The 12,441-nt window shown below is 60.3% G+C and carries 6 protein-coding genes; 1 reads left to right on the forward strand and 5 read right to left on the reverse strand.

The window, feature by feature from the left end:
• Window positions 1-7 precede the first annotated feature (7 nt).
• The 4 genes from AABO57_21840 to AABO57_21855 form a co-directional block, all read right to left on the reverse strand.
• Window positions 8-1,333, reverse strand: a complete 1,326-nt coding sequence (locus AABO57_21840; protein MEK6288367.1) for an ABC transporter permease — start codon at window positions 1,331-1,333, stop codon at window positions 8-10.
• Between the two features lie 97 nt (window positions 1,334-1,430).
• Window positions 1,431-4,142, reverse strand: a complete 2,712-nt coding sequence (locus AABO57_21845; protein ID MEK6288368.1) for an ABC transporter permease — start codon at window positions 4,140-4,142, stop codon at window positions 1,431-1,433.
• 83 nt (window positions 4,143-4,225) lie between these two features.
• Window positions 4,226-6,910 carry an ABC transporter permease gene (locus tag AABO57_21850; protein MEK6288369.1) on the reverse strand — a complete coding sequence of 895 codons (2,685 nt, stop codon included), beginning with the start codon at window positions 6,908-6,910 and terminating at the stop codon, window positions 4,226-4,228.
• Window positions 6,903-7,256: a PadR family transcriptional regulator gene (locus AABO57_21855; protein ID MEK6288370.1), complete on the reverse strand. Its 354-nt coding sequence runs from the start codon at window positions 7,254-7,256 to the stop codon at window positions 6,903-6,905. The genes AABO57_21850 and AABO57_21855 overlap by 8 nt, the downstream gene beginning before the upstream one ends.
• Window positions 7,257-7,648: 392 nt before the next feature.
• On the opposite strand from AABO57_21855, the gene AABO57_21860 reads away from it, so the two are divergent.
• The gene (locus AABO57_21860) at window positions 7,649-11,506 is read left to right on the forward strand and encodes a tetratricopeptide repeat protein (protein MEK6288371.1); all 3,858 of its coding nucleotides are present in this window, start codon (window positions 7,649-7,651) and stop codon (window positions 11,504-11,506) included.
• Between the two features lie 127 nt (window positions 11,507-11,633).
• Here the strand turns inward: AABO57_21860 and AABO57_21865 are convergent, their stop codons facing one another.
• Complete coding sequence (locus tag AABO57_21865) at window positions 11,634-12,356, reverse strand: phosphatase PAP2 family protein (GenBank protein MEK6288372.1); 723 nt, start codon at window positions 12,354-12,356, stop codon at window positions 11,634-11,636.
• Window positions 12,357-12,441: the final 85 nt, after the last annotated feature.

Below are 12,441 nucleotides of genomic sequence, written 5' to 3' on the forward strand. Positions count from 1 at the left end.
ACGCGGGTCAGCGCCACGGCCCCGGCCAACCCGCAGGGCGGGCGCCAGACCGAACGCAACGGCGCTGAGCAGCGAGAACCCACGAGATTGGAATCCGGCTGGCCAGGCGTATTCCTATCTCCTTCCGTCGCGCCATCGCGCGTGCCAGCAGCAGGTTGACGACGTTGGCGCAAGCAATCAGCAATACCATCGTGGTCGCGGTGAGAATTATTCCCATGCTCGCCCATTCGACCTCTCCAAACATTGATCCAGGAAGCACACGCACTCGATCATTGGGGTCCATTTCCGGGTAGGCGCGAGCAAGCTGGCTGAAGAGCACGGTCATCTCCGCACGAGCATCTTCCAAAGTTCGGCCTGGATTGAGACGGCCGGACACTCTCACCCACTTCGACGCGCGCGTAGTAAACCAATCTTCGTCCTGAGGGAAAAGTCGGGTGGTCATCGTCAGCGGCAGCCATATGTCGAGCGCATGCGGGCCGAAAGTGAGACCGCCAAAACCGCGCTCTGTCACACCGACGACCACAAACGTTTGTCCGTTCAGCCGCAGCGTCCGGCCGAGAATGTTGGAGTCCCCGCCGAAGCGCCCTTGCCAAAAGTCGTAGCTCAAGATCACCACCGGATGCTGGCCTGGAGTGCTGCTCTCATCCGGCGTGAAGCTGCGGCCGAGCACGGTGTTGACTCCAAGTGCGGAGAAGAAGTTGTCAGAAACGAATTGACCGAAGACCTTCCGCGTTTCTTCAGTGGCGTCTTGAGATCCCAGGACCAGTGCCCAGTCCCAGGTACTGGCGATCAGCCCGGAGAAGACCTGTGCGTGCTCGCGAAAGTAAACATAGTCGGGATAGGGGAAGTTGCTCCGCTCCGACTGGCCCCGCTCCAACCAGCCAAGGTTGACGACCGTAGCGGGATCCTTGACCGGCAACGGACGGAACCAGAGGTTAAACATAGTAAAGATGGCAGTGTTGACACCAATGCCCAGCGCCAGCGTCAACACTGCGATCAACGTAAAGCCTGAGTTGTTTCGCAGCATCCGAATGCCATAACGTAAGTCTTGACGCAGATCTTCAACCATATTGTTCCTTCGGTTTGCTCCCAAAACGTCAGCATCGATCTTGACCAGACGCTCGACCCGCCGCAGTCGCGCCAACAATTCGCTCTCATTTAGTTCCGCGAGCACCGATAGATGAGCAGACTCTTGCGTCGCACCGCTCGATCGCAACTCTGCGTAGCGGTCTTCGAGGTGCTGGGCCAACTCCTCGACGATCTCGGCCTCACGCGCCGGGTCGAGTTTCAACTCAGCCAGCCGCCGTCTGATTTCATGTTTCCAGTCGGGCATATTCTCGATTGTCGATTGCCGATTTCAGATTGTCGATTGTCGATTGTCGATTGTCGATTGTCGATTGCAGCTCAAAATCGGCAATCGGAAATCCTGTTCACTCGCAGCGCAGCGCAACCATCGGATCTACCTTTGTCGCTCGCCGTGCCGGAATCCAGCAGGCTAGCAGCGCCACGCTCGACAGCAGCAGCGGAATCACGGCGAAGGTCAACGGGTCGGTCGCGCTCACACCAAACAGCAGCCTTTCCAGCAACCGTGTCAAAGCAGCAGCACAAACCAATCCTCCAACAACGCCCGCCGCGACGAGTTTCAGGTTCTCGCCAATGATGAGTTGAAGAATGTCTTTAGTCTGCGCACCGAGCGCCAGCCGGATGCCGAGTTCTCCCGTGCGCTGCGCAACCGAATAGGCGACGACGCCGTAAATCCCGACCGCTGCCAGCAACACAGCCAATCCTGACAGCCAGTTCAACAACAGTGCATTGAAGCGCGGGCGTGCCAGATGCGTTGCGACCTGCTGTTCTGTCGTCGCGACGCTCGTGGCGACCTGCGTCGGATCAATCGCTGTGATTTCGCGGCGCACTGTTGCCATGAAAGCGGCCGCATCGCTAGTCGTGCGCACGGCAAAATGATTCAGGCCGTGACGTGTCTGGGTATTGGGACGGTAAATGGCGTAACGCTCATCTTCGAACTCGCGGTGACGCACGTCGCCCACAATGCCGATGATCGTCGCCCAGGGCGATTGCGGATCATCGGGATCAAGTTGAAGGCGCTGTCCCACCGGATCAACGCCGGGAGCAACCAGGCGGCGCGCCATCGTTTCGTTGATGATCGCGACGAGAGGCGCATCGGGCGTGTCGAAGGCTGAGAATTCGCGGCCCGCTTTGATCGGAATGCCGAAGGTGCGGAAGTAATGCGGCGTGACGACCCCGAGGTTGGCCACCGGGTTTTTGCCGGCCTCTTCGGGCGACTGCCCGGCCAGCGCAAAGTGTGTTTCCCAACCGACCTCCCCATCCAGTGGGCGCATCAACACGGCGCTGGCGGCGACCACACCGGGCTCCGCTTCCAACCGTTCAATCAATTGCCGGTAAAACTCGCGCCGCGTTTCCGGTTGGGTATACTTTGGTCCGGTAAGCCGCAATTGCATCGTCAACACATTGTGCGGATCGAAACCCAGATCAACTCGGCTCAAATTGAGGAAGCTACGAAGAATCAACGTTGCCCCGATCAGCAAGACCAGTGTGATCGCGATCTCGGCGACCACCAGCGAACTGCGTAAGCGTTTGCCCGAACCCCCGCTCGCCAACTTGCTGCTGCCTTCACAGAGCGTTTCGTTGAGATTGACGCGTGCCGCCGTCAGCGCAGGCACTAGTCCCGCCAAACACGCCGTCACCAACGTTACCAGCAAACTGAAAAGCAGCACGGCGGAATTGAGCCTGACCGTTTCGATGCGGGGGATGTTGGCGGGCGCGACCCAGACCAGCAAATCAATCAACCAGTACGCCAGCACAACACCGGTCGCTCCGCCGCACACAACCAGCACGCCGCTTTCGCACAGCAGTTGCCGCACGATCTGCCAGCGTCCAGCGCCCAACGCCGCACGCACGGCAAATTCGCGGCGCCGCGCCGACGCTTGCGCCAGCAACAGGTTGGCGACGTTGGCCGCACCGATCATCAACAGCAACGCCGTCGCCGCCAGCAATGCCCACAACGCCGGGCGCGCATTGCCAAACAGATGCTCGGCCAGCGGCTTGATTACGACGCGTTGCCCCTCGGCTTTGGTCTCGGGGTGCTCCGCCGCCACACGCGCGATGATCGTGTTCAATTCAGCTTCAGCTTGCGGCAACGTCACACCCGGTTTGAGCCTGCCGACGACTTGCAGAAACTCGGCCCCGCGATTTTCGAGAAGCTGTGGCCTAGATGTCGCTTGAAACGGGACCCACAACTCTGCGCCCTTCGGAAAGTCGAACTGCGCCGGCATCACTCCGATAACGCTGAAGCTCGCCTGCGTCAGCGTGATCGTTTGCCCGATGATGTTGGGGTCAGCATTGAACCGTTCCCGCCACAGTTGATCGCTCAGCACTGCCACCTTCGGCCCATTCAGCACATCATCGCTTTCATTGAAGACGCGGCCGAGCGCGGCGTTTGCACCCAACAACCCAAAGAACCCGCCGCTCACTTTCGAGCTTTCGACTTGCACCGCTTCGCCCCGGCCCGTCATCACGTAACCGGCGCCCAGGACAATCGTCGGCATCACCGCCATTCCATCGAAGCTGAGGCTCTGCGCCTGCCAATCCTTGAATTCAGCGAACGCCATCTCGACCAGCGGGTTATACGCCACCGCGTCCTTCTTCCACGCGACGACCAGCCGCTCCTGATCGGCGAAGGGTAACGGACGCAGCAAGACCGCCTGAACGACGCTGAAGATCGCCGTATTCGCGCCGATCCCCAGCGCCAGCGTCAGCACCGCAAGGAACGTGAAGCCCGGTCTCTTCAGCCACATCCGCGTGCCATAGCGCAAGTTTTGCCAAAGGTCTGCGATCATTTTGCTTCTCCTGTTCGAGCCGAGAATGATTGGGTCCGGGGCTACCTGTCGCTCGACCTGCCGCACTTCTCGCGCCAGCAATTGGCTCTCACTCAATTCCGCGAGCGCCGCGCGAGAGGATTCTTCCGGGGTGGCCCCACCGGCAAGCAACTCTTTGTAGCGATCATCGAGATGCTGGCCCAACTCTTCGACGATCTCGGACTCACGCGTGGCCTCGAGACTTACACCGGCGAGACGTTGTCTGATTTCATGTTTCCAGTCGGGCATATATTTCCGATTGCCGAGTGCCGAGCGGCGACTATTTTCATCCGCGCATTCGGCAATCGCAAATCGGCAATCGCAAATCCACTTCACTCGTATCGCAACGCAACCATCGGATCGACCCTCATCGCCCGGCGAGCTGGTACGTAGCAGGCCAAGAGCGCTACAGCCAGCAGCAGAAGCGGCGCGCTCGCCAGGGTGATCGGATCCGAAGGCTTTATCTGGTAGAGCATGCTTTCAAGAAAGCGCCCGATCGCCCACGCGCCCGCAAGTCCTAGCACGGATCCAACAGAGGCCAGCGCCATTCCCCGCCCGATGATCAGCCGAAAGACGTCGCGGGGGCGCGCGCCTAGCGCAAGCCGCACGCCTATCTCGTGCGTGCGCTGGGACACCAGGTAAGCCATCACGCCGAACAGTCCTACGCAGGCCAACAACAGCGCGACCGCCGCGAAGGCGCCGAGCAGGAACATCGTGAAGCGTCGCGAGCCGAGCGAGTTGGATAACAGTTCATCCATCGTTCGCGCATCGTAAACCGGGACGTTTGGATCAATCGATCCAAGCGTGCTACGTACCGCGGACACTTGAGCCGCCGGTTCGCCGCTTGTGCGGATCACCAGATTCATCGGGTTCCAGGTTGCCGCGATTCCGGTGGCGACGTAAACCATAGGATTCGGATCCGAATCCAACGCCAAACTCCTGACGTCTCCGGCAACGCCTACTATCGTGCAAGGTTTGTTGGAGAAGCTGAACAACACGACGAGCTTGCCGATCGCGTCTTCGTCAGGCCAATACCGTCGAGCCATTTCTTCGCTGATGATGGTCACCGGCTGAGAGTCCTCGGTGTCCCGCTCATCAAACTCGCGGCCCCGCAGCGGGATTCCCATCGTGGCGAAGTATCCGGGGCTCACAATTCGCCAGTCCGCTGAAGGCTTGCTTCCGTCCGGCGCAGGCGGCTTTCCTTCGATTTGGATTTGGGTCGCTGTGTTCCCGCCGCCCATCGGCATCCCGCTCGTAACCCCGACAGACTGGATTCCGGGCACCGCGCCCGTCTCTTCGACCAATCGCTTGTAGAATCCCCACGCGGGAGCGTTATCTTGATAGCGGGTGCGCGGAAGGTTGATGCGCATCGTCAAGAGATGGTCCGCCTTGAATCCGGGATTGACGTCCTGCAGCCGCCAGAAGCTGCGAAGCAACAGACCGGCGGAAACCAGCAGCGCGACCGAGAGCCCTACTTCCACGGTGACCAACAAGTTTCTGATGCGTTGGCGAACCCTGCCGCCGGTCACCGATCTTCCGCCTTCCTTAAGCATCTCGTTCAGATTCGTTCGCGCCGCGTGAATGGCCGGAGCCAGACCGAAGAGCACTCCGGTCACCAACGAAATCAGCAACGAGAATCCGAGCACGCGTCCATCCATTGAAAGCTCGTCGAGTCTCGGCACGTCCCCGGAATCCAAGGCCTTGAGCGCTTTTGTCGCCAGCCAGGCAACGCCCAACCCGGCGAGTCCCGAGATCATCGCCAGCGACAACGCCTCGACCAGCAACTGGGAAGCAATTCGAAGGCGACTCGCACCGAGCGCGATGCGTATCGAGATCTCCTTCTGCCTTGCCGTAGCGCGGGCCAGCATGAGGTTCGCGACGTTGCTGCAAGCTATCAGCAGCACGAAGCCGACTGCACCCAGAAACAAAAGCAGCGAACGCCGGATCGGCTCGGGAATCATCCAGTCGTAAAAACTCTGACCCGCGACCATCCATCCTTTGTTGCTTTCAGGATACTGATCGGCGAGCCGCGCCGCGATCGTGTTCAGGTCGGAAAGCGCCTGCTCTCTCGATACACCCTCTTTCAACTTGCCGATCACCAGCAGGCGATGGTCTCCGCGGGGTCGCGCAGGGTCGGGCGCCAGCGGCATCAATATCTCGAAGTTGCTGCCGCTCGACCAGCCGAATGACTCGGGTAAGACTCCGACGATTGTAAAGATGTTGTCGTTGAGCGTGAGGGTCTTGCCTACGACGTCACGGTCTCCGCCGAAGCGCTTCTGCCACGACCCGTAGGTAAGCATGACGACTCGTGTGTTGCCGCCCGGCTTGTCTTCTTCGGGAAGAAAGTTGCGGCCCATCAAAGGGGAAGTCCCCAGCACTGTAAGAAAGTCGACGGTTACCGCTGAGCCCCGCACAACCTCGACCTCTCCAGCGGCTCCCAGATTAACGCTGGCGCCGGTGGTCGCCGCCATTGCCTCGAACGTCTGGTTCTGATCTCTCCAGTCAAGGAAGTTGGGATGAGAGACGCTGAAGGTCGGCCAACCGCGTTCGGGATTGCTTTCGTTGAGCCGAACGAGGCGGTCGGGATCCTTGAAAGGCAGCGACCGCAACATGACCGCGTTCACGACGCTGAAGATTGCAGTGTTCGCGCCTATTCCCACGGCGAGCGTCAACACGACCACTGCCGAAAAGCCGGGGTTCTTACGAATCAGTCGTAGCCCATAGCGTAGATCTTGCCAAAGACTTCCGAGCATATTGTTTCTCCTCGTTCCCAACGCGAAGGGTTCAGTACCGGTTTGCCGCTCGAGGCGATTGAGTTCCCTTACCAGCAACTGAGGGTCGCTTAGTTCGGTCCGAGCCGCGCGATCTGCTTCTTCATGGGACGCGCCGCCGGCCAACATCTCCTGGTAGCGGTCTTCGAGGTGCTGAGCAAACTCCTCGACGATTTCATTTTCGCGTGCCGGCTCGAGACTCAGGCTGGCCAGCCGCTTTCTGATGTCCGGCTTCCACTCAGGCACGTTCCGCCCCCGTAATGCGATTGATTGCAGCCACGAATTCTTCCCAGCCGCTGCGCTGCGCCGCCAATACCTTCCTGCCTTCGCGAGTCAGTTTGTAGTAACGCCGGCGGCGCTGACCGGCCTTTTCAACCCAGCGGCCTTGAATCCATCCGCGTTTCTCCAGCCGGTACAGAAGCGGATACAGCGAAGCAACGTTGAATTTGAGCACGCCGTCCGAGCGAGACTCGATGAGCTTGCTGATCTCGTAACCGTGCCGCGGTCTGACTTCAACCAGTGAGAGGATCAGCAATTCCGCGCTGCCTTTTTTCAATTCGCGATCGAGCACCCTGGCTTCCATATATGACATAGCGACATATTACTCAGACGCATAATCCATGTCAAAGAAATTCGTACGAGCAGGTTTATGGACTGCGCCGCCCCGAAGGCTTCTCGCTCGCTTCAGCGACGCCGGCGGCGCTTTGGCTATGGTCGCAGACAGCAGAATCAGAGACTCCAGCATCAGCGACCCACCTCTCACGAGGTGGGTATGCCCAAAACTCTTCACGCCCGCTTTGTTGTAGGCTCCAGCATCAGCGACCCACCTCTCACGAGGTGGGTATGCGCGAAAATCTGACGTGACCCCAGTCCAAATGCTTGTTTGGCTCTCGGCAATCGCGTGTTATATTAAGGCGCAGCTTGAGCAAATGACCCGACGGGCAGGGGTGGCCGACATCGTGTCCGCCGCAATCTGTCGGGCGAATCCTCCTCACCGGATCAACCAGTGACTCCAGACGCTCCACTCAGAGTCGGCGATTTTGTCTCTCAAGGAGAACTCTTATGAGCGGTTCCCTCAGCACGGCACAGCAATACCTGGACAAAGGTCTGGTCTTTTACAACAAGGGATGGCTAGACGAGTCGATCAACAGCTTTCGCATGGCCATCGAGATGCGCAACGGCAACTTTCCTCGAGCTTTCTATCAGCTTGCGCGCGCGCTTTTGGATGCCGGCGACATCGGCGGCGCCATCGACGCGCTCCGTTCATCAATAGAACAGCAACCCGATAACCCCGACGCCTATTACTCGCTCGGACTCACGCTGGCCCGGCGTGGTGAGTATGCCGAAGCCATCGACGCGTACCGCAAAGCCGTCGAGCAGCGCGGCGGCAATCATCCATGGGCCTGTCATAATCTCGGCATAGCTCTCCTTCGGCGCGGCGATTTTAACGAAGCGGTCGGCGCGTTCAATCGCGCGATCGAACAACGCAACGGCGAGTTCCCGAAGGCGTGGCATAACCTGGGCATCGCGTTTGCGCGCCAGGGCGATCTGGAACAGGCGGCTGGCGCTTTTCGCAAGGCGCTCGACCAGCGCCACGGCAACTACCCCGACACCCACTTCGAGCTTGGCCGGGTGTTGGTCGAAAAAGGCGACCTGCCCGGCGCCGTCGAAGCGATCCGCGCGGCGGTCGAGCAGCGGCGCTCGCCTTTCCCGCAAGCGCACTTCGAGTTGAGCCGCGCGCTGTTTGGATTGGGACAGCTCGAAGAAGCAATCATCGAGTCTCGCGCGGCCATCGAACAGCAGGCCGTCTACCCCGAAGCGCACTACGCGTTGGGACGAGCGCTTGCGCGGCGGGGAGATTTGAAAGAAGCGATCGAGTCTTATCGAACCGGCATTGCGCAACGCGAACATTTCCCCTGGGCTTATCACAATCTCGGCGTAGCCCTGGCTCGCCTGGGCAATCTCGATGAGGCTGTCGAAGCCTATCGAAAAGCCATCGAGCAGAACCCGCGGTTCCCGCGCGCCCACTACGATCTGGGCAATGCGCTATACAGCCTCAGTCGCGTTTCGGACGCAACCGAAGAATTCAGCGCGGCAATCGCATTGCGCGGCGGAAGCTATCCCGACGCCCATTACGAGCTCGGACGAATCTACGCCGGCGAGCAGAAGCTCGATCTGGCGATTGCATCGCTTCGAACCGCGATCTCGCAGAACGAGAACTTCCCCGAGGCTCATCATGAACTCGGGCTGGCGCTCTATCGCAGCGGCAAGCTTCCGGACTCGGTTGCTGCGTTCCGCGCGGCGATCGGACAGCGGGGTGGGGACTTCGCCCGGGCGCATCACAACCTCGGCCTGTCGCTTGCGGATCTTGGAGTGCTCGACGAAGCGACGAAGGAATTCAGGCTGGCCATCGATCAGCAGCCCACCTTTCCGCGAGCGTTTCGAAGCCTGGGCCGCACGCTTTATCGATCGGGCGATATGGAAGGCGCGGTAGCCGCGTTGCGCACGGCGGTCGACCAACGAGACGGTGAGTTTCCCGAAGCCTATCACGATTTGGGATTGGCCTACTTCAGCAAAGGTCAGCTCGACGAATCGATCGGCGCGCAGCGAAAAGCACTCGAACAATCAAAGGAGTTTTCGGAAGCGTACTTCTGGCTCGGCACCGCGTACAACGCCAAGGGCGAAGTCAAAAAAGCGATCGAGGCTTACAACGGCGCGATCGCCAATCGGCGCGGACCGTATCCCGACGCGCACTACAATCTCGGCCTTGCCCACGCGCGAATCAACGAGTTGGCTGAGGCGATTACATCCTACCGCGCCGCACTCGCAGAAAACGAAGCGTTCCCAGCGGCGCACTACAGCCTGGGCGCGGCGCTGCTCGACACCGAGCAGCTTGACGAGGCCATAGTCGAGCTTCGCCGTGCGATTGCGTTGAACGGCGAGATGCCGTGGGCTCATCACCGCCTGGGCCTGGCGCTGTATCAAACCGGCGAGCTCGATGAGTCGATTCACGAGCTTCGCAGCGCGATCAAGCAGCAGCCGGTGTTTCCCGAGGCTCATCTGAATCTTGCTCGCTCGCTCTACGATCACGGTGACCTTGCCGGTGTGGTTGATACTTGCGAGAAGGTGATCGCCGGGCACGGCAGGGAGTTCCCCGAAGCGCACCATTTGCTGGGCCGCGCGCTCTATGAGCTTGGCGATCTGGACTCTGCGGTTGGCGCGCTGGGCTCGGCCCTCGCGGCAAACCCAACGATAGCCGAAGCCCATCGCGATCTGGGCCGGGTGCTCTACGATATGGGTGATCTGGACGGCGCGATCAGCTCTTACCGCGCGGCGATCGAGCACCGGCCCGACTATCCGATCGCCCATCACGATCTGGGGCTTGCGCTTTACGAAGGAGGCGACCTTGAAGACGCGGCTGCAAGTCTTCGCCGCGCAACGGCGGCGCTGGGAGACGGATTCCCCGCGGCCTGGCACAACCTCGGAGTCACGCTTTACGACCTCGGTGAGATCGATGAAGCAATCGCTTCGTATAAGACCGCGATTGAGCAACGCGGCGGCCGATATGCCGAAGCTCATTACAATCTTGGCAACGCGCTCTACGCGCGAGGTGAGATCGAAGAGTCCGTCCGCGCTTACGAGACGGCGATCGAACAGCAGCACGGCAACTTCCCCGACGCGCATCGCAATCTCGGAAACGCGCTCGCTCGGCTGGGCGATTTGGACCGCGCGGCTGATTCCTTGAAGCGAGCGATCACGCAGGGCGATGCCGCGGCGGACGCTCATCACGATCTTGGGCTGGTGCTTTACGGCCGGGGCCAACTCGAAGAAGCAATTCATGAGTTTCAAACCGCGCTTGATCTTCGCGCAGGCAACGACGCCGAAGCTCACCGCAATCTCGGCCGCGCGCTTTATGAAAGCGGCGCGCTCGAAGAGGCGCGTAAGGAGTTCGAGACGGCCATCACTCAACGCGAAGGAACGGCTGCAGCGCGAGAGACCGCGCCTCCCCAACAGGCCGATGGGATGACGGCGATCCTTGGAAGCGAGAGCGTCAAATCTGCCGCGGCACACGGGGACACAACCATCATTGCCGCGGCTCCTCGAACGCCAGCCACTCCTTCGTTCCCGGAGGCTCATTTGGATCTCGGCCGCGTGCTTTATGATCTAGGCGAGAGCACCCAGGCGATCGCTGAACTACAGAAGGCTGTCGAGGGCCGCAGCGTGTTCCCTCGCGCGCACTACGAGCTTGGGCGCGCGCTGATTCGCGCCGGGCGGCTTGCAGAGGCGGTGACTGCGCTGAAGACCGCCGTTGAACAGCAAGGCGGCGTCTTTGCGGAGGCCCATTTCCAGAACGGCTTGCTGCTGTCGCGGCAGGGCGATGTCGAATCAGCGCTCGACGCTTATCAGATCGCGATCAAGCAATCGGGCGGAGTTTATCCCGAAGCCTATTACCACATGGGCCTGGATCATATGCGAGTACGCAACACCGAAGAGGCTGTCAAAGCCTATCGCAAGGCAATCGAACAGCGCGGGGGCTACTACCCGGAGGCGCATCAGGATCTCGGGCGAGTATTGTACTCGATGGGAGATCTCGAGGCGGCCAACGAAGAGTATTCGATCGCAGTTCGTCAGCGGTCTCCCCGCCAGCCGGAAGCCGCGGGGGATGGCGACGCGCGAGGCGGAGGCAAAGCGCGCAAAATACGGCGCAGCGAAGCGGCCGAAGAACTCCCTACCGCGCTGAGGCAGGCGCCAGCCGCCGCTGACGCGGGGAAGGGCGCCGAGACGATGGCCGAACACGTGCCGGTTAGAGAGGCTTCGACTCGCAGCGCTCGCAAAGAATGAGTTAATTGACGAAGTAGTTGAAGGGTACTCCGTCGGACTAGCGCTGGCCGAAGACTCACTTCCGCTGCGCGTCCCAACTGAGTTCCAGCAACGACAAAAGACCTGCTGCGCCAGAGGCCGTCAGTTTCTAGCTCGGCCACTTTGCCTTGATCCGCCGGTAGACCGCAATCATAACCATCAACCAGACGCCGCCGGCCAGGTATGCGCCTGCTACATCGCTCGGCCAGTGCGCGCCCAGATACACGCGCGACACGCCGACAAGCGCGATGAGCAGTCCCATCACGACGAGCGATGCCAGACGCCAAAGTCCTCGCTCGAGCAGCACGTACGTGAGGAAAAAAAGGAATCCAAAAAACTCGACGAAGAAGAAGACGTGTCCCGAAGGAAAGCTCTCGTGGCGATAGACGCGAGCCACGTGTACAAGTATTTCGGTCGGCCGCGGACGCCCGATCAAGAGCTTAAAGAGCAAGTTCGCCGTCGATCCGGAGGCCGCTCCTGCCATACACATCACGCCCTCCACACGCAGCCCCGCCTTGATCATCGCAAGACCCGTGGCGATGACCAGCGGCCACGCGATCCAACCGTCACCCAACAGCGATAAGGCGATCATCGCCGTATCGAAACCGGGCAGCGAGATGGATTGAATGCTACGCGCCAGCGCGAGGTCCCACTCGAAGTACGCATAGCGATGAGCGAGCAGCCCCAGCACAGCATACATGCTGAGGGTCGCCAGGAAGACCATCGCAGCCCACCTGGCTCTCCTCGCAATGCGCGGCGGTGAGACAATCATTTCAGCGCCATCGGTATCCTTGCTGTTCGCATCGCTATCAGACGAGCGTTGATTCGTCATTATTCAGATCGTAGCCCCCATTGACCGCTTCATCCAGTTTGAATCCGTTCGTAGTCCCGCCTTCAGGCGGAAGTTCGTAGTTGCT

The organism is Acidobacteriota bacterium (assembly GCA_038040445.1).
Lineage (GTDB): Bacteria > Acidobacteriota > Blastocatellia > UBA7656 > UBA7656 > Onstottus_A > Onstottus_A frigus.

Excerpts from the sequence above, each read along its gene's own strand:
- AABO57_21855 (MEK6288370.1), bottom strand. The coding sequence starts at position 7,256 with ATGTCATATATGGAAGCCAGGGTGCTCGATCGCGAATTGAAAAAAGGC.
- AABO57_21845 (MEK6288368.1), bottom strand. The coding sequence starts at position 4,142 with ATGCCCGACTGGAAACATGAAATCAGACAACGTCTCGCCGGTGTAAGT.
- AABO57_21840 (MEK6288367.1), bottom strand. The coding sequence starts at position 1,333 with ATGCCCGACTGGAAACATGAAATCAGACGGCGGCTGGCTGAGTTGAAA.
- AABO57_21865 (MEK6288372.1), bottom strand. The coding sequence starts at position 12,356 with ATGACGAATCAACGCTCGTCTGATAGCGATGCGAACAGCAAGGATACC.